Origin of the sequence: Citricoccus zhacaiensis (assembly GCF_014645315.1) — a bacterium.
GTDB classification, from domain to species: domain Bacteria; phylum Actinomycetota; class Actinomycetes; order Actinomycetales; family Micrococcaceae; genus Citricoccus; species Citricoccus zhacaiensis.
The window spans coordinates 86323-104644 of sequence record NZ_BMLQ01000010.1 but is presented as its reverse complement, the minus strand read 5'-3'; the positions used below and the strand labels follow the sequence as shown (position 1 = coordinate 104644).

Here is an 18322-nt window from a genome sequence, read left to right as displayed (position 1 = left end):
ACTCGGTCAGGCGTCAGACGTTTCAGGTGGTTAGGGCGTGGGCCGGCTGGGATTCCGGCGCTGGACTGGCGGCCTGCACGGTAGTGCCGGCCTTGCTGGTGAAACCACGTAGCCGGAGGCTGTTGCCGACCACGAAGACGGACGAGAAGGCCATGGCCGCCCCGGCGAGCATCGGGTTCAGCAGGCCCAGGGCGGCCAGCGGAATCGCAGCGGTGTTGTAGGCGAACGCCCAGAACAGGTTGGTCTTGATCGTACCCAGGGTTTTGCGGGACAACCTGATCGCGTCCGCGGCGGCACGCAGGTCCCCGCGGACCAGGGTGATGTCGGCGGCCTCGATGGCCGCATCGGTACCGGTGCCCATGGCCAGGCCCAAATCCGCTTGGGCCAGGGCCGCGGCGTCGTTGACGCCGTCACCGACCATGGCCACGACCTGCCCCCGCTCCTGCAGCTCGGTGATGATGCGGACCTTGTCCTGGGGCATCACCTCGGCTAGAACTTCCTCGATGCCCACCTGGGCGGCGACCTGTTCGGCCACGGCACGGTTGTCACCGGTCAGCAGGATCGGCTTCAGGCCCAGGCTGCGGAAGAGGGCGATCGCCTCGGCGCTGGTGGCCTTGAGGGCATCGGCCACCACCAGCACACCGCGGACCTGCCCGTCCCAGGCCACGACGACGGCCGTCTGACCGGTGTACTCGGCTTGGGCCTTCGTGTCAGCCAGGTCCGCCGGCATGGTCAGGGACCAGTCGGCCAGCATGGTCTCGCGGCCAACGATGACCAGGTGTCCGTCGACCACGCCCTGCACGCCGCGGCCTTCGTGGTTGGCAAAGGCCTCGGGAACCGGCAGGGCTCCCACGCGTTCGGTGGCGCCGCGGGCGATGGCCTGGGCGATCGGGTGCTCGGAGGCGTCCTCCACGGCCCCGGCCAGGCGCAACAGCTCGTCCTGGCCGGTCCCGGCAGCGGGGTGCACGCCCTGCAGGGTCATCTTGCCGGTGGTGACGGTCCCGGTCTTGTCCAACACGATGGTGTCGACCTTGCGGGTCGATTCCAGCACCTCCGGGCCCTTGATGAGGATGCCCAGCTGGGCGCCGCGACCGGTGCCGACCAGCAGGGCAGTGGGGGTGGCCAGGCCCAGGGCGCAGGGGCAGGCGATGATCAGCACGGCCACGGCGGCGGTGAACGCGGCGGCGGCCGGGAACCCGGCACCGAGCCAAGCGGCCAGGGTGGCCACCGCGATGGCGATCACGATGGGCACGAACACCCCGGAGATCCGGTCGGCCAACCGCTGGATTTCTGCCTTGCCGGTTTGGGCGTCCTCCACCAGCCTGGCCATCTGCGCCAACTGCGTGTCGGAGCCGATGCGGGTGGCGCGGACCACGAGCCGGCCGCCGGTGTTGACGGTCGCCCCGGTGACCGGGTCGCCCTCGGCGACCTCCACGGGCACGGACTCGCCGGTGAGCATCGAGGCGTCCACCGCGCTGCGGCCGGTGACCACGACGCCGTCGGTGGCGAACTTCTCCCCGGGACGCACCACGAACTCGTCGCCCACGGCCAGTTGGTCGGTGGGGATGCGGGTCTCGGCCCCGTCGCGCAGCACGGCCACGTCCTTCGCGCCCAGGTCCAGCAGCGCGCGCAGCGCGGCCCCGGCCTGGCGCTTGGAGCGCTTCTCGAAGTAGCGGCCGGCCAGGATGAACAGCAGCACCCCGGCGGCGACCTCGAGGTAGATGTTCCCGGCCCCGTCGGTGGGGGCCACGGACAGCTCGAAGGGGTGTGTCATCCCCGGGGTCCCTGCGGTGCCGAGGAACAGGGCGTAGAGGGACCACAGGAACGCCGCGATGGTGCCCATTGAGATCAGCGTGTCCATGGTGGCGGTGCCCTGGCGCAAGTTCATCCAGGCGGCCTTGTGGAACGGCCAGCCAGCCCAGACGATCACCGGTCCGGCCAGCGCCAAGGACAACCACTGCCAGTACTCGAACTGCAGGGCCGGGATCATCGACATGGCGATGACCGGGATGCCCAGCACCGCGGCGCCGATCAGCCGGTGCCGCAGGGACACCAGCTCGGCGTCGGGGTGGTCGTCTTCCCCGTCTTGGTCCTGCCGGCCGGTGCCGGGCAGTGTGGCGGCGTAGCCGGCCTTCTGAACCTCGGCGACCAGGGACTGGGGGTCGTAGCCAGCCGGGGCGCTGATCCGGGCTTTCTCGGTGGCGTAGTTCACCGCTGCGGTGACGCCCTCGAGCTTGTTGAGCTTGCGCTCAATCCGGTTCGCGCACGAGGCACAGGTCATTCCGCCGATCACCAGTTCGACGTCGGTACTGCCCGCCTCAGGCGTGACCAGGGGTGCAGACATGGGGTTCATCCTTCTTCCGGTGTCGCCGGGAGGTCCGGCCACACTCATTGATCCTTGGCCAGAGTCAGAGGTCGTCGTCCGTGTCGGCTGGCTCAGGCGATTCGGCGGGGGCGGGGTGTTCCTCCTGCCCGTCGGCGGGGTGCTGGTCCATCCGCAGCTCCTCAGCCTGCTGTATCCAGGCTGAGACCGTTTCGTCCGGCACTAGGGCTCCGCCGGCCGCGAAGGAACCAGCGAAGACCACCGCCAGCCCCGCAGCGTAGGCACCCAGCCGTCCGGCAGTATTCACGCCGACCGCACCGCCTGGTAGCCAGCCTCCTGCACCGCAGAGATGACCGCGGTTTCATCGACGGGTTCGGCGCCGGTGACCACGAGCGTCCCGTCCTGGTGGCTCACCTCGACCGACTCAACGCCGGGGACCTCCTCAACCTCTTCGCGCACCGACATCTCGCAATGCCCGCAGGTCATTCCGGTCACCTGAAATTCAGTGGTGTTCATGATCTCTCCCGATTGGACTTTATACCCCAGGGGGGTACGTTACGGTCTTATTTATACCCGCAGGGGGTATCCCTGTCAAGCACCATCGGGAAAGACAATGGACCAAGCTGGAATCGCCATCCGGCTCGCGATCGGCAGCGTGGGTGCCGTTGGCACCCACGCACAAAAGTGTCGAGCGTGGATTGCCAGCACGCACACCACTGACCTCAGGAAGAAGGCAAAACGACTTGGGCTTGGCAGCCGCGTTCGTCTATGGAGTGATCAGGCTCCAGTCGGATCCGGTTCATGCCGATTACACAGCGCAATGCTGGATACGGGAGATCCTGAGCACGCATATCGGCAGTGGACGGTGCTTGTTACCCGTTCCGTTCGGATGTCGTTTTCCGCGGCGGCAGGCGCAACAGTATCTCCAACGGGCCGGTCTGGAACCGTCGGGTCCAGAGCCAGGAGAAGACGACCGCTGCGGTGCACAGGACCGCCGTGACCAGGATCCCTTCGGCCAGGGAGCCCGGGCCTGGGCGGACGATGACGGCCAGGGCCAGTAGGTGTCCCACGTAGACGGTCAGGGACAGCCGGCCGGTGGCCGCCAACACGGACAGGTGCCGGGACGCGAACCTTTCCCCCATCAGGCACAGGCCCAGCACGAACAGCGCGGCACCGGAACTGGAGACCAGCCACAACGGCATCTGGGAATGGGCGGTTGCCGAGACGAGCCGATCTAGCCCCACGATCCGGCCCGGCGCGCCCAGGACCAGGATGAGGAGCTGCGAGAGCAGGTACGCGCCCACGGCTGCCACTGCACCCCACAACACCAGCCGTCGGTGCAGGGCCGGGTTCCTCAGGTCGATGCGTCCGAGCAGCATCCCTATCAGGAAGGGGGCCGCCCACACCACCAGCGGGTAAGACCCCGTGAAGAGGATGCCGCCCAGGATCTCAGCGGGTGGGTCCAGCAGGGTCGGCTCCGTGACCTGGAACGCGTCAGATTCCCTCCGCGCTGCCAGCCAGACCAGCGGGCCGAGGACCAGGGATGCGCCGGACAGGGCGGCCAGCAACCAGCCGGGTGCCTTCAGCAATGGCAGACAGGCGATAAAAAGGAGCCCATACAGGGGCAGGATCACACTCGCCTCATGGCCAGCCAACTGCAGGGCCAAGCCGCCGACCAGCAGCAGCGCCGCCCGCCACAGGAGGGTACGCCACGGCATGGACGCACCGCTGGGAGCGCGCACGGACCGGGTCATGATGGATGTCCCGACCCCGGCCAAGAGCATGAACAGCAGGGAGGCCCGCCCCAGGGGGAGGTCGTACAGCGTGCCCAGGATGCCGTCGGCGCCCCGGGGGCCCACGTTGACGGCGATCATCCCGATGATTGCCATCGACCGGGCGACGTCCAGACCGACCAGTCGTCCACCTTGCCCTCTGCCGTCGGACTGTCCGTCGCTGGCGCGTCCCACGCTGGATCCGTGGGCGTCACGCCCCGGTTGACCGGTTCCGCCGTCGGACGGACGCGGGGTCCGCCGTTCACCGTCGGGCTGGTCGAAGGAAAAGGGGACAGTGCCCATGGCTGTCATTCTGCTCCCGTCCGGGAGTCGGCGATGGCCACGTCTGCTTCCCGGCGGTTGTCCCTGGCACCGGTAATCTGACCGGTCTCGTAGTTGATCTCCAGGGCCTGCACGGAACCGAAGATCGCTTGGTCACGCTCGGTGCGCTGCAGTTCCCAGTCCCGTGCCGCGATCAGTTCGGCTAGCTCGGGGGAGGGCTCCTCCTCTACGGCCAGCACGCCGTCCTGCAGGTGGAATCGGGGTGCGTCCACGGCCTCCTGCAGCGTGGCGTCCCGCAGGCCCCACGCCACCAGCACGCCGGTGAGGATGTTCGGGATCTGGTGCCCGCCCGGGCTACCCAGCCCGAGCACCGGCCGGCCCTGATCGTCGAGCACCATGCTCGGGGCCGACCAGCTCACGGACTTGCGCCCCGGCTCCGGCTGGTTGGCCTCCGACTCCTCCGTGGCGAACCGGGAGAGTTGATTGTTGAGGAAGAACCCTCCCACGTACTCCGACTCGCTGCCGCCCCAGAAGCTCGTGAGCGTGTTGGTCATCGACACCGTGAAACCGTCCTGGTCCACCACAGTCAGGTGCGTCGTGTTCCCAGCCGTCACGGGCTGACCGGTGGCCTGCACCAATGCGTCCCCGGCACCGGGCACGGCGCCCTCGCGGGCGTCCGGCCCCGTGGAGGCGCTGGCGTCGGCTCCGCCGGCCAGCAGATTCACCTGCTCGGCGATCCGGGCGTTGGCTTCGGGATCCGTGATCCGATCGACGGGAACGTCCACGAAATCCGGGTCGCCGATCAGGTGCTTCACCGAACCCTCGGCCGCGATCCATGCCTCGGACAGCCGGTCTACGTATCCGGGGCTGCCGGGCTCGTGGCCGTCGATGCCCAAGGCCTCGGCGAGCTGCAACTGCTGGACCAGGGCCGCACCGGGCAGCGGAGGGGCAGCCGAGAGGACCTCGTAGTCTCCGACGACACCGCCGACCGGCACGACCTGCTCCGGCTCATAGGCGGCCAGGGAATCGGCGTCCAGACCGTCAACCCTGGTCAACTCCGCAGCCAGGCCGCCGGTATAGAAGGACTCCGGTCCCTCCTGGGCCAAGGAGGCCATGGTCTGAGCCAGATCCCGCTGAACCAGCCGGTCGCCGGCGGCCAGCGGATCGCCAGAAGCGTCATGATAATGGTTGAGCCCCTCAATGGAGGCGGGGCCGAAGTCGGAACGCAACCGAAGAGACAAGAACTCCGAGACGGGGAAGCCATCGCCCGCCAAACCGATGGCCGGCTCCAGCACCTGGTCCCAGTCCAGGTCGCCGTGCTCGGCATGCAGCTCGGCGAGTCCCGCAACGAAACCGGGAATGCCCGTGCCGGAGTCCGGGATCCTGCCGTCCTGGGCCACCACTTCGCGGTAGTCGAAGCTGACCGGTTCGCGACCTGGGCCGGCCAGGATCGCCGATCCCCCGCCACCGATCCCGGAGGCATAGGGCTCCACCACGGCCACGGCGAAGGCCGTGGCCACAGCGGCGTCGGCTGCATTGCCACCCTGGGCCAGGATGTCCATCCCGGCCTCGACGGCCTCCGGATGGGCCGCAGCCACGGCGTGCTGCTGGAGTTGCTGTCCCGGCTCGGGTTCCATCGTCGGGCTGGTGGCAGCCGATGATGGGGCAGCGGGCGCGCGAGAGGCGGAAGCGCCGGAGCCGGCGCCGTCTGCTTCCCCAGGGAGGTTCGGCACGGGGGAAGGCGCGCTGCACGATGTCAGTAGCAGTGCTGCGACCAGGGCAGAGGCGGTCCGGAAGGCGATGCTTGTCATGAGGTCCTTCACGACGGCGGGGACTGGGAATATAACGTTTGAGTCACGAATGATTCTTGTCCACGTGCGATCCCAGATCAGTTCGCCGCGCCGGCGGAGGCACCGCCGACGCGGGAGAACCGACACGCAGCCGACCAGCTCCCTAAACGGTCTGCGACCGACGCGGGAGCATGTGTTGCACAAGCGGACTCTTCTCGCTCAGCACCCGTGTGGACCGCGGCCGGGACGACCTTCACCAAGGGTCCCGCCTAACCGCTACGTCTAATCTGAGCCCACCAACTGGAAGAGATGCAGTCAAGCACCGATCGGCCCTGCAGGCCTTCACCTTGCGAGCAGGCTGATCCCGTGCCGTTCAGTAGCGGGCAGCGGTGCCCATCATATTCCAGGGGCTGTAGTCGACATCCGTCACGGCCACCCCCATCTGCGGGTTGCGAGCGTGGGCGATTTTGCCGTCGCCGATGTACATGGCCACGTGGTAGATCCCGGAGGCCGAGCCGTTGTTAGACCAGAAGACCAGGTCACCGACCTGGAGGTTGTCCAGGGAGACGTATTGGCTAGCGGCCGCATACTGGGCCTTGGAGTTCCGAGGCAGCTCAATGCCGGCCTGCGCGAACGCGTTCTGAGTGAAGCCGGAGCAGTCGTAGCCGGTCGGGCCATTACCACCCCAGACGTAACCGACGCCCGGATCGGCAGCCTTGGCCGTAGCCCACTGCACGGCCGCCCCCCAACCAGTGCTACTGGAGGAAGCAGTGGAGTAAGAGGCCCGCTGGATGTCCTGGGCCGGCTCACTGCTGGTCCCGGACGAGTGCGTGTGAACCCTGGAAGAGCGGGACGTCTCGGCTGCGGTACCGCCCTCCCACGTCCAGGAATTAGCAGTGGAGCCGCTGGGCGCGGAGTAGGCGCCCTCGTTGGCTGCGGCCGGCCCCATGCCGGCCACCGTGGCTCCCACCACGGTGGTCAGGCCAACCGCACCCATGGTGAGGGAACGGCGGTACTGGGAACGGCGGGCCTGGGCCTCAGCCTCGATGCGGGCACGGCGGGTGGGGTAGGACATGGGTTACCTCGGTAGACATTGGCGTACATGTTCTGGACTTCTCCCACGGCCTCGCAACTCGGCGTCGAGCAAGCTATCACTTAGCCGAAATGGTCCGTGACCAGAACGTTATGCAACAATACGGATCCGTTATCAGGTCGCAACTTGCCGGAGTGCCAAGTTCCGAGCCGATGCAGGGTTGAGCCGGGACCGGAAAGGCCGTCATCTCGGGCCTAGCCGCCCGCTCGAACGGCCCGAGCGGAGCCCGTGACCGGCTGGGATCTTCACGGAATCTTCAAAGTTGAGCCCTTTATCCGGGCCGGGCGGGGGTCTACGGTCGGTTGCATGGCGGGCCGGTTCCGGCCGGTTCGTCTTCCGAACCGCACCGATGAAGGAGTAAGCCATGACCCATCACGTGAGCTCGATGCTGGATACCTACCCGAAGGACCTGGGCGACATCGACCGGCAGAAGTTGGCCGAGTGCATCGAGGCCTGTTTCGAGTGCGCTCAGACCTGTACGGCCTGTGCGGACGCGTGCCTGGCCGAGGACATGGTGGCCGAACTGAGGCAGTGCATCCGGTTCAATCTGGACTGCGCCGACATCTGTGCCACCACCGGGGCGGTGCTGTCCAGGCAGACCGGCAACAATGTCGAGACCACTCGTGCCCTGCTCGAGGCGTGTCGGACCGCCTGCAAGACGTGCGGGGACGAGTGCGCCTCCCACGCTGAAATGCATGAGCACTGCAAGGTGTGTGCTGAGGCTTGCCGGCGCTGCGAGCGGGCCTGCGCCGAGTTGCTCGCCTCCTTGGGCTGAGCGCAGTCCAGGCCCATGCCGGAATGCCGGTCAGGGCCAGCAGCACGTGTTCCACGGCTGCTGGCCCTGACTGGCCCGGCGGTACAAGAGCATCCCCGCAGAAGGAGAACTCGACGTGTCAAAGACAGAGCACAGCAGTGACCAGGGTGGTGATCGCGGCGGGGGTCATCAGGCGCCCAGCCGCTCCCTGAAGATGTACCTGCGGTTCGCCGCGATGATCCTGACCGGCATGGTGGTCATGTATTGGACGATGTTCGCCGGTTCCTGGGAGTGGGGACACGTCCGCTGGAGTGAGAGCAGGCTGTTCATGGCCTTGACCATGGGCGGGGCGATGGGGCTGGTGATGCTGGCCTGGATGCTCAACATGTACCGGAACGCGAAGGCGAACATTGCTGTGGTGCTCGTGAGCGCGGTGCTTCTGGGCGGCGGCATCGTCCTGGACCGCAGCCAGGCGACCGTCAACGACAGCGATTTCATGCGCGCCATGATTCCACACCACTCGCTGGCCATCACGAGGTCCGAGCGGGCCGGTATCGAGGACGTCAGGGTGTGTCAGTTGGCCGTGGAAATCAGCGAGGCCCAGCGGAGGGAAATCTTCGAGATGGACTGGCTGATCCAGGACATCCAGGACAACGGGATCGTCACGACCCCCGAGCAGGCCCAAGCACGGTCCGTGCCTGACTACGAGGAACCGGCCGAACGCCAGTGCCCCACCGACTGACGGATCCCCAGGGCGCACCCCCAGCAATGTCGGGATCCCGAGTCGGTTGGAGGTCCAACCGATGCGCCAGGACCTACACGGCCCCACCCAGGATGGAGGGGGCCGTGTAGGTCCTTGGTGCGGCAGCGGAACGGGCAGAGCCGATCAAGAGGGGGCCGTGGATCCCGTCAGAGGTTTCCGAGCATCTGCTCCATCTCGGCGATCTCGGCCTCTTGGGCGGTGATGACCTGCTCGGCCAGGGCCACCGCTTGGGGGTTCTGGCCGTTGTCGACCTGGTCCTGGGCCATGTCGACGGCGCCCTCGTGGTGGGCTGTCATCTGTTCCAGGTACAGCCGGGCCGCCTCGGTGCCCTGGGCTTCCTCGAGAGCGGCCATATCCTCCTCGGACATCATCCCGGACATCCCGCCGTGGTCCATGCCCTCCATCTCTGCCATGGGTTCCGCGTCCCAGGCGGTGAGCATGGCATTCATGCGTTCGATCTCCGGTCCCTGGGCGTCGATCACCTGCTGGGCGAAGTCCGCGACTTCGGCCGGGACGTTGTCCTTGGCCAGCAGCATCTCGCTCATTTCAACGGCCTGCTCGTGGTGAGGGAGCATCATCTGGGCGAACATCACGTCCGCGTCGTTATGCTCGGCCGAGATCTCCTCGGCCGAGCCGGTAGCCGTGGCGGACGGGGCAGCGGTGTCTGTGGCCGTGGAGGTGGCAGCAGCCGAGCTGGCGGCCGGGGTGGACTCGGAGCCGGCGCCGTTGTCCTCGGCACCGGTGCCGCCACAGGCGGTCAAGGCCAGGGCGGAGGCCAAGGCCAGGGCGGCCAGGGTGGTGGTGTTGCGTTTCATGGGTTTCCTTCCATTGGGGTTTCGACATAGGGTCCAGGGCCGCGATCAGCTGGTGGCCGTCGCGGGCTGGAGTGTGGTGTCCCGATCCGAAGGGCTGGCCGGGGCCAGTCGGGCCGGATCCAGATCGGTCCGGCGCAGCAGTTGGGCGTTGAGGGCGACCACGATGGTGGACAGCGACATCAGCACCGCCCCGACCGCCGGAGAGAGCACGAACCCGATCGGGGCGAGCACGCCGGCGGCCAGAGGAACAGCGATCAGGTTGTAGCCGGTGGCCCAGGTGAGGTTCTGGATCATCTTGGTGTAGCTGGCTCTCGAAAGTTCGATCATGGACAGCACGGCGCGTGGGTCGTTGCCGGCCAGCACGACGCCGGCCGATTCCATGGCCACGTCAGTGCCGGCACCGATGGCGATGCCGACCTCGGCCCGGGCCAGGGCGGGGGCGTCGTTAACGCCGTCGCCGACCATAGCCACGCGCAATCCGCGGGACTGCAGCTCGGTGACCTTGGAGTCCTTGTCCTTCGGCAGGACTTCGGCGAAGACCTCGTCGATGCCCAGGTCCGCTCCCACGGCCTCGGCGACCTGACGGGCGTCGCCGGTGATCATGGCGACCTTGATCCCGCGGGCGTGCAGGGCGGCCACCGCGGCCCGGGACTCGGGGCGGACGCGGTCCTCCACGGCCACCGCCCCGATGACGGCGCGGTCACGGACGACGTGCAACACCCCGGCCCCTCGCTCGGTCCAGGCCTGGGTGTCAGCGCGGAGGTTCTCGGGGGTGTCCAGGGCGAGTTCGCGGAGCATGTTGGGTCCACCCACGAGGACTTCGGACCCGTCCACGGTCGCTTTCACCCCGCGGCCGGTCGCCGACTGGAACCCAGTGCCACGCAGTCCCAGCGCGGCGGCTTCGGCATGGGCGGTGGCGGCTGCCACGATGGCTCGGGCCACGGGGTGCTCGCTGTCGGCCTCGGCCGCGGCCGCGTAAGCCAGCAGATGTGCCTCGGAGGTGCCTGGGGCCGGTGCGGTTCCGGTCAGCACGTGCGCGCCCTCGGTCAGGGTGCCGGTCTTGTCGAACAGGACCACATCGATGGTGCGCATCCGCTCCAGGGCCAACCGGTCCTTGATCAGCACCCCAGCCTTGGCGGCCCGTTCCGTGGAGATCGCGATCACCAGCGGGATCGCCAGGCCCAGGGCGTGCGGGCAGGCGATCACCAGCACGGTGACAGTGCGGGTGACGGCGTCGTCCGGCTGGCCGATGGCCACCCAGACGATGGCGGTGATGATGGCTGCGGCGAGGGCGAACCAGAACAGCAGCGCGGCAGCCCGGTCGGCCAACGCCTGGGCGCGGGAGGAGGATTCCTGGGCGTCAGCGACCATCCGTTGGATGCCGGCCAGGGCGGTATCGGTCCCGACGGCCTCGATGCGGACCCGCACGGTGTTGTCGGTGGCCACAGTGCCGGCCACCACCGTTTCGCCCACGGTGCGGGCCACGGACCGGGATTCGCCAGTGATCATGGACTCGTCAAACTCGGCCGTGCCCTCAGTCAGGGTTCCGTCGGCAGGCACCCGCGCCCCAGAGCGGACCAGGACTGTGTCCCCGACGGCCAGATCACCGATCGCAACGGTGACGGTAGTGCCGTCCTCGGTGACCTTCTCAGCCTCGTCCGGTAGCAGGGCGGCCAGGGCATCCAGGGCGGAAGAGGCCGCGCCCAGGGCGCGCATCTCCATCCAGTGGCCCAACAGCATGATGACCACCAGCAGGGCCAGTTCCCACCAGAAGTCCAGCATGAACCCGCCGATGCCCAGAGACGTGATCCAGGAGGCCACGAAGGCCACCGTGATGGCCATCGCGATCAGCAACATCATCCCGGGCTGCCGGGAGCGCAGCTCCGTGATCCCGCCCTTCAGGAACGGCATGCCGCCGTAGAAATAGATCACGGTGCCCAGCACCGGGGCGATCCACTCCGAGCCCGGGAACTCGGGAACCCGGTAGCCGAGCAGGTCGGCGACCATGTGGCTGAAGACCACCACCGGGATCGACAGGACCAGTGAGAGCCAGAACCGGTTCTTGAACATCGCCACCGAGTGTCCGGCATGTTCCCCGTGGTCGTGGACCGCGTGGTCTTCATCCACCGCGGAGTGGGCGTGTCCCTGGGGCATGGCCTGACCGTGGGTGTCCTCATCGGCGTGCTGGTCATGGTCGGCGTGATGGTCGCCGTGGTGGTGCGAGGTGCTCATGATATTTCCTTTCCCTTGACCCCTACGGGTCCGAGACAGTGGGCCAAGCGATCAGGACATCAGGACGCGGTAGCCGGACTCTTCGATGGCCGCCCGTACGGCGTCCGCGGAGGCGGACCCGGTCACGGTGACGGGGGAAATGCCGCCGGCCACCAGTTCGACCTTGACATCGTCCACCCCGTGCAGGGCACTCACCGCTCCGGCGGTGATTCCGACGCAGTGCCCACAGGTCATCCCCTCCACCCGATACGTGGTGGAGGTCCCGGAAGCGGCAGGGAAAGACGTCTCCGCGGCGGCGGAGCCCGGCGTTGGGGCGGCGTCCGGGGTGCAGCACGAGCAGCCGCCGGTGGCCATCGGCAGGGGGCTGGGGATCGATTCGGTCATGGTGGGCTCCTTCGTCGGATGTGGGCGGTGGGACTGCGCCCTCCTCCCGGTATATACCCCTGGAGGGTATCAATCAAGTGGCGATGGAGTGGTTTCTGTCGCTTCGGGCAGGCAGGTGGACGGTGAACGTCGCCCCGGTGTCCGGACCTGCGGAGCTGGCGGTCAGGGACCCTCCATGGGCTTGGACCAGGGCCCGGGAGATGGCCAGGCCGACCCCGGACCCGCCGTGGTCCCGGTCGCGGGCGGTGTCCCCGCGGTAGAACCGTTCGAAGATGTGCGGCAGGTGCTCGGGGAGGATGCCCTCGCCGGTGTCGCTGACGCTGAGCGTGATCCCTCCTGGACTCTGCCGAGCATCCAGGGTGACCTGGCCTCTTGCGGGGGTGTGGCGCAAGGCGTTGGTGAGCAGGTTGCCCAACACCTGACCCATGCGTTGGCGGTCGACCTCCACGGTCGCGATGTCCTGGCTCGGATTCAGGATCAAGGCCACGCCCTTGGCGGCATAGGTGTCCCGATGGGCTACGGCGGCGGCCTGCAGTAACTCGCCCGCCGATTCGATGGTGCGATCGAGCTCGATCCGTCCTTCCTCCGCCCGGGAGACGTCGTGGATGTCTTCCACCAGCCGGGTGAGGCGGGCCAGCTGTTCGTCCATGAGCTCGCCGGTGGCTTCGCCCCAGTGTGAGACTCCATCCTGCAGGGCTTCGAGGTAGACGGTGAGCACGGAGATGGGAGTGCGCATCTCGTGGGCCAAGTCCGAGAGCATCCGACGGCGGGTGCTCTCGGTGCGTTCGAGCCGCTCGGCCATGGTGTTGAACGAGGCGGCTAGGTCCTCCACCTCGGTCCCTGCCCCCATGGCCGGGACCCGGGTGTCGTACTTGCCGCCGGCCATGGCCGTCGCGGCTTGGGTCAGGGCATGGATCGGGTTCTGGATCCGGCGGGCGACATACCAGGTCAACACCAGGCAGCAGACTAGGGCGGTGGCCAAGGCCACACCCAGGGTCCAGAAGTTGGTGTCTCGGTAGGCCTGCTCCACGTGCAGCATCTGGGTCGCATCATGCCCGGCCCCGGCCTGTTCCAAATGCTCGTGGAACAGCGGGGGGCCGGCCAGGGAGGCCACCGCCACCGCGGCCAGGATGCTGACCACCACCACCAGCAACTGGGCCAGGAAGAACCGGGCCGCCAGGCCGCGGTAACGTCGCTGGCCGGTCACTGTTCTGCCATCCGGTAGCCAACACCGCGGACCGTGTCGACATAGCGCCCGGGGTTATCGTCGAGTTTGCGGCGCAGGTTGCCGATGTGCACATCCACGATTCGTTCATCACCCACCCACCCCGGATCCCAGACGATATCGATCAGCTGACGCCGGGAGAACACTTGATAGGGACGTCCCGACAGGGCCGCCAGCAGGTCGAACTCCGTGCGCGTCAGCCCCACCGACTTCCCGTCCACGTGGGCTTCGTGGGCGCCCAGGTCGATCACCAGCGACCCGAAAGCCCGTGCCGGTTCTGGGACGGTTACCGTCGTGCGGGGCCGCCGCATGACCGCCCCCACACGGGCGACCAGTTCCCGGACACTGAAGGGTTTGGTGATGTAGTCATCGGCGCCCACCGCCAGCCCTTGCAGCCGGTCAGGTTCATTGCCCCGGGCGGTGAGCATCAGCACGTAGCACTCGGAAAAGGCCCGCACGCGCCGGCACACCTCGATCCCGTCCAGTCCGGGCAGGCCCAGGTCCAGGACTATCACGTCGGGATCATGCATGCGGGCAGCCTGTACCGCATCGGGTCCGGTGTGGGTGGTGGTGACCTCATAGCCGGCCCGCTCCAGGTAGGTGGCGACCATGCGTGCCAGGGGTTTTTCGTCATCGACGACCAACACCCGCCCGGTGGACGAGCCAGTGCCAAAGTTCATGTGTTCAGTCTCCCCCGGCTCACGGCCCGGAGAGCGACCCAAGACACCAGACCGGGGAATCTTCATCAAACCTTCAAGGCAAACCGTCCGGAGCCCCTGAGCCTCCGGCGGACAATGGTAGGTGGCCCCGCAATCGGATCGGGGCGGAAAGGCACCATGACTACCCGCAGAACCCTGCTCGCCGGCGGACTCGGCCTGATCGGTGTCGGCACCCTGACCGCCTGCACCGTGCCGAACACCTCAAGCCCCCAAGACGCCAACACGCAGACCCCGGGTACGGCGATCACCCACATTCATGCCATCGTGCGCGACCCCGACGACGGCCTCGTGCTCCTGGCCACCCACGAGGGCCTGTTCCGCCTCCAGGACCGCGATCTGGTCCAGGTGGGCCCGGTGGTGGATCTCATGGGTTTCGCCGTGACGCCCGAGGGCCGCTATCTGGCCTCCGGTCACCCGGCGCCCGGTACCGACCTGCCCGAACCATTGGGTTTGGCCGAGTCCACGGACCGCGGCCTGAGCTGGGAGGTGCTCTCCCGTGGCGGCCAATCCGACTTCCACGCCCTGGCCGCCGGCCCGGCCGGCGTCCTCGGCTTCGATGGTCAACTGCGTGCCAGCGCCGACGGAATCAACTGGCGGACCCTCACGATCCCTACCCCACCCGCGTCCTTGGCCATCTCCCCGAAAACTGGGACCGTGCTGACCACCACCGAAGCCGGGATGCTGCGGTCAGTAGACAACGGTGCCACCTGGAGCACCCTGGACACCCCGCAGCTGATGCACCTGGTCGCCTGGGCCGACGACACCACAGTCGTTGGCGCCGGTACCGACGGCCGGTTGCTGACCAGCTCCGACGGCGGCGACACCTGGACCTCCAGTGACCCACTGAGCGACACGGCCTCCGCCCTGGGAGCCAGCATCACTGACGACGGGCAGGTCGAAGCACTCCTAGTCATCGGCACGGCCGTCCTACGCACCACCGACGGCGGGAACACCACCGAACCGCTGCTGTGACCCATGCCGCGCCAAGCCGCGGGCCCTAAACCGGACCATGACCAGCAAGGACGAACAGGAAAGGCCAGTGCCGATGGCGGAACGCCGACATCTTCACCGCCTTGACCTGTCCCGTCGGACCGCCCTCAGGCCGGTTCTGGGCATCCTCGTGCTGCTCCTCGGCCTGCTCGGGATGCATGCTGGCGTTGGCACCGGCGCGGTGATGGCCGGCATCGACACCTCCGCCTTAACGGTGTCCCAGCATCCCGGGCCGACAACCGTCGGCCCTGCCGGTTGGGCACCCGGAGACGTGCTCACAGCCCAGCCTCCCGGGGATAATGCCGCAGGCGGCAGCGGGTTGCCGTATTGCGCACTGGAGGCCGGGGGCGACACCTGCGCCTCCTCCCTAACCACGCCTTCCGTCGTCCTGGATCTAGAGCCCCGGGAGCTCACGTCATTTCCCGGGCAGGGGCTGACCGCGCCCCCACTGCCTTGGGTTGTCCACTTCAGGCTTCCCTGGACTCCTTCACTGGTTCAACTGGCCATCAACCGCACCTAGGATGCCCGGTCGTGTCCACCGGCAAGCACAGCCGCCCCCTTGCATTGGGGACGGCACGCAGCAGCCTGTGGGCCACCATCCCATCAGCAACTGATGAGCCATACCCGTCCCCCGTCGTACCTCCCTGCGGCAGGTGATCGGGAGAAGGAAAGAAGAACCGATGACCTCCCCACTGACCACCCGCCGCGCCTTCCTGGGCACCTCCGTCGGCGCCCTCGCCATGGCCGGACTGGCCGCATGCTCCGACCCCCTGGCCACCGCCCGACCGTCAGGGCGCATCCTGCCCACCGACCCGCTGATCGCCGAATACGAAAAACGACGTGCCTACTCAGGCACCACCGTCGCCAACCGACTCCCCGCCGCACCCTTCGAGACCTCCCTCGAAGGTCGGACCCTGACCACTTGGGGATACGACAAGAGCCTCAACGGACCGCTGCTGCGCGCCAAGACCGGCGACCTGCTCGACGTCACCGTCGCCAACGGTCTTCCGGAGGGAACGAGCGTGCACTGGCACGGACTGGCCCTGCGCAATGACGCCGACGGAGTCCAGGGAGTGACCCAGGATCCCATCGCGGCCGGAGGAACCTACTCGTACGGATTCCGGCTCTCCCATCCGGGCACCTACTGGTACCACTCCCACTTCGACACCCAGCGCGAACGCGCCCTGTACGGTGCGCTGATCGTCGAGGATCCCAACGAAACCCTCGACTATGACCAGGAATGGGTCGTGATCCTGGACGACTGGCTCGACGGGATCACCGGAACGCCCGAGGAAGTCGTCGAGGAGCTCTCCGCCGGAATGGACATGTCCGGTGACATGGAGGGTATGGAGGGGATGGATCACGGGTCCATGAGCGAGGACAGCTCCTCCGGCATGCCCATGAAGCACATGCTCATGGGGGCTGAGAGCGACTACCTGGGCGGGGATGCCGGCGACGTGAGGATCCCCGTGCACCTGTTCAACGGCCGCCCCCCAGCCGAACCCGACACTATCGACGGCAAGCCCGGCGACCGTATCCGTCTGCGACTGATCAATGCCGCCGGAGACACCGCCTACCGGGTTGGGGTCCCCGGTCAGGAATTGACCATCACCCACACCGATGGGTTCCCGGTCCAGCCGCGTCAGGCCGACGCCGTCGTCTTGGGCATGGGTGAACGCTTGGATGTGCTGGTCACCCTTGGCGACCAGGCCGTGCCCGTTCTGGCCCTGCCCGAGGGCAAGACCGGCCACTCCTACGGCATCATCAAAGCCGGATCGAACACCGCTCTCTCCGGACGGCTCCCGCAGACCCTGGGCGGGACCGTGCTCGATGGCAGCCGACTGAAGGCCCACGAATCCGTCCTGCTCGAGCCAAAGGAACCGACCAGGAGCCATGAGCTGCGGCTCACCGGATCGATGGCCGACTATGACTGGGGTATCAACGGGCGCCGCTTCGACCCGGCCAACCCCTTTGACGGTGCCTTCAAGCTCCGGCTGGACGAGCGTGTGCGGGTCACGATGACCAACGACACCGACATGTGGCACCCCATGCACCTGCATGGCCACACCTTCCAGCTGGCCGACAACGGTGCACGCAAGGACACAGTCATCGTCAAACCCCGGCAGACCATCGTCTTCGACTTCGAGGCGGACAACCCGGGACAGTGGCTGACCCACTGCCACAACGCCTACCACGCCGAGGCCGGGATGATGGGCGTCTTCTCCTACATCCACTGACCACTCCACCCACGCCTCGTCCCTCCATCCACCGGGCGGTCGCCCGGTGCCCGTTCAGGAAAGAACATGCCCCTATCGTCCACTCGCACCCACCACGTCCAGGACCGTCCCGACCCGGGCCTCCGGCCACCATCCCCGGACACAACCCCAAGGAGGAAATAGATGGGCGAGTACTTCGCTCAGACCGTCCAGTCCGGGGCGCTGCTGATGGCCATCCCGCTGGCGGCCATCGCCGGGCTCGTCTCCTTCCTCTCGCCCTGCATCCTGCCGCTCGTCCCCGGATACCTGGGCTATGTCTCCGGTCTGTCCGACCCGACCCGTCCGGACAACCGACGCAGGGTCATGACAGGGGTGGGCCTGTTCATCCTCGGCTTCGCCGCCGTGTTCACCCTCTACGGCGCCGCCTTCGGCCTGATCGGCGGGTGGCTGCTGCGCTGGCAGGACCTGCTGATCCGCATCCTGGGGGTCATCGTCATCCTCATGGGCCTGGCGCTGATGGGCATGCTCTCGACCCTGCAAAGAACCAAGACTCTCACCTTTAAACCCAAGACCGGGCTGGCCGGAGCGCCGCTACTGGGCGTGGGCTTCGGCCTCGGCTGGACGCCCTGCATGGGCCCCACCCTCAGCGCCGTCCTGGCCCTGAGCACCACCACCGGCGACCCCTGGCGCGGTGCCTTGCTGGGATTCTCCTACTGCCTGGGACTGGGCATCCCCTTCGTCCTCGTCGCCAGAGGCTTGGGCTGGGTGAGCACCACCTTGGGCTTCGTGCGCCGCCACATGCGCGTGTTCAACATCGCCGGCGGCACCCTGCTCGTGTTGGTCGGTGTCCTAATGGCCACCGGGATCTGGACGGCCTGGATCTATCAACTGCAGAACCTCGCCGGCACCTTCACTACCCCCATCTAAAAGGTCCTCGTCCCAGGACTCACCCCGAACTGACGAC

17 protein-coding genes are annotated in these 18322 nt (G+C 67.5%); 6 read left to right on the top strand and 11 right to left on the bottom strand.

Annotated elements, in window-relative coordinates:
- Positions 1 to 22: 22 nt before the first annotated feature.
- The 6 genes from IEX49_RS14875 to IEX49_RS14850 form a co-directional block, all read right to left on the bottom strand.
- Entirely contained in the window at positions 23 to 2344 is a 2322-nt protein-coding gene (locus IEX49_RS14875; RefSeq protein WP_159554175.1) for a heavy metal translocating P-type ATPase, read from the bottom strand.
- A gap of 64 nt (positions 2345 to 2408) precedes the next feature.
- On the bottom strand, positions 2409 to 2630 hold the full coding sequence (locus IEX49_RS14870) for a hypothetical protein (protein WP_188806898.1): 222 nt from the start codon (positions 2628 to 2630) through the stop codon (positions 2409 to 2411).
- Positions 2627 to 2839 carry a heavy-metal-associated domain-containing protein gene (locus tag IEX49_RS14865; RefSeq protein WP_188806897.1) on the bottom strand — a complete coding sequence of 71 codons (213 nt, stop codon included), beginning with the start codon at positions 2837 to 2839 and terminating at the stop codon, positions 2627 to 2629. The genes IEX49_RS14870 and IEX49_RS14865 overlap by 4 nt, the downstream gene beginning before the upstream one ends.
- A 356-nt stretch (positions 2840 to 3195) precedes the next feature.
- Positions 3196 to 4398, bottom strand: a complete 1203-nt coding sequence (locus tag IEX49_RS14860) for a DUF418 domain-containing protein (protein WP_159554177.1) — start codon at positions 4396 to 4398, stop codon at positions 3196 to 3198.
- 5 nt (positions 4399 to 4403) lie between these two features.
- Positions 4404 to 6014: a gamma-glutamyltransferase gene (locus IEX49_RS14855; RefSeq protein ID WP_159554179.1), complete on the bottom strand. Its 1611-nt coding sequence runs from the start codon at positions 6012 to 6014 to the stop codon at positions 4404 to 4406.
- A gap of 526 nt (positions 6015 to 6540) precedes the next feature.
- Positions 6541 to 7242: a C40 family peptidase gene (locus IEX49_RS14850; RefSeq protein WP_159554181.1), complete on the bottom strand. Its 702-nt coding sequence runs from the start codon at positions 7240 to 7242 to the stop codon at positions 6541 to 6543.
- A 382-nt stretch (positions 7243 to 7624) separates the two neighbouring features.
- Here IEX49_RS14850 and IEX49_RS14845 point away from each other — a divergent pair, with 382 nt between their 5' ends.
- Both IEX49_RS14845 and IEX49_RS14840 read left to right on the top strand, forming a co-directional pair.
- Positions 7625 to 8035, top strand: coding sequence for a four-helix bundle copper-binding protein (locus IEX49_RS14845; protein ID WP_159554183.1), 411 nt, complete (start codon positions 7625 to 7627; stop codon positions 8033 to 8035).
- A 115-nt stretch (positions 8036 to 8150) separates the two neighbouring features.
- Positions 8151 to 8756: a DUF305 domain-containing protein gene (locus IEX49_RS14840; RefSeq protein ID WP_229672763.1), complete on the top strand. Its 606-nt coding sequence runs from the start codon at positions 8151 to 8153 to the stop codon at positions 8754 to 8756.
- 167 nt (positions 8757 to 8923) lie between these two features.
- Here the strand turns inward: IEX49_RS14840 and IEX49_RS14835 are convergent, their stop codons facing one another.
- The 5 genes from IEX49_RS14835 to IEX49_RS14815 form a co-directional block, all read right to left on the bottom strand.
- Entirely contained in the window at positions 8924 to 9592 is a 669-nt protein-coding gene (locus IEX49_RS14835; RefSeq protein WP_159554185.1) for a DUF305 domain-containing protein, read from the bottom strand.
- 45 nt (positions 9593 to 9637) lie between these two features.
- Positions 9638 to 11824 (bottom strand): copper-translocating P-type ATPase, encoded by a 2187-nt coding sequence (locus IEX49_RS14830; RefSeq protein ID WP_159554187.1) that lies wholly within the window; start codon positions 11822 to 11824, stop codon positions 9638 to 9640.
- Positions 11825 to 11875: 51 nt separating this feature from the next.
- The gene (locus IEX49_RS14825) at positions 11876 to 12208 is read right to left on the bottom strand and encodes a heavy-metal-associated domain-containing protein (protein ID WP_159554189.1); all 333 of its coding nucleotides are present in this window, start codon (positions 12206 to 12208) and stop codon (positions 11876 to 11878) included.
- Between the two features lie 73 nt (positions 12209 to 12281).
- A complete protein-coding gene (locus tag IEX49_RS14820) occupies positions 12282 to 13415 on the bottom strand; it encodes a HAMP domain-containing sensor histidine kinase (protein WP_159554191.1) in 1134 nt (377 codons plus the stop codon).
- Positions 13412 to 14113, bottom strand: coding sequence for a response regulator transcription factor (locus IEX49_RS14815; RefSeq protein WP_159554193.1), 702 nt, complete (start codon positions 14111 to 14113; stop codon positions 13412 to 13414). The genes IEX49_RS14820 and IEX49_RS14815 overlap by 4 nt, the downstream gene beginning before the upstream one ends.
- A gap of 156 nt (positions 14114 to 14269) precedes the next feature.
- Between IEX49_RS14815 and IEX49_RS14810 the strand changes: the two genes are divergently transcribed.
- The 4 genes from IEX49_RS14810 to IEX49_RS14795 all read left to right on the top strand — a co-directional run bounded on the left by IEX49_RS14810 (position 14270) and on the right by IEX49_RS14795 (position 18285).
- On the top strand, positions 14270 to 15124 hold the full coding sequence (locus tag IEX49_RS14810) for a F510_1955 family glycosylhydrolase (protein ID WP_159554195.1): 855 nt from the start codon (positions 14270 to 14272) through the stop codon (positions 15122 to 15124).
- Between the two features lie 37 nt (positions 15125 to 15161).
- Positions 15162 to 15662, top strand: a complete 501-nt coding sequence (locus tag IEX49_RS14805) for a hypothetical protein (RefSeq protein ID WP_159554197.1) — start codon at positions 15162 to 15164, stop codon at positions 15660 to 15662.
- Between the two features lie 160 nt (positions 15663 to 15822).
- Complete coding sequence (locus tag IEX49_RS14800; RefSeq protein WP_159554199.1) at positions 15823 to 17379, top strand: multicopper oxidase family protein; 1557 nt, start codon at positions 15823 to 15825, stop codon at positions 17377 to 17379.
- 162 nt (positions 17380 to 17541) lie between these two features.
- Entirely contained in the window at positions 17542 to 18285 is a 744-nt protein-coding gene (locus tag IEX49_RS14795; RefSeq protein ID WP_159554201.1) for a cytochrome c biogenesis CcdA family protein, read from the top strand.
- The last annotated feature ends 37 nt before the right edge of the window (positions 18286 to 18322 follow it).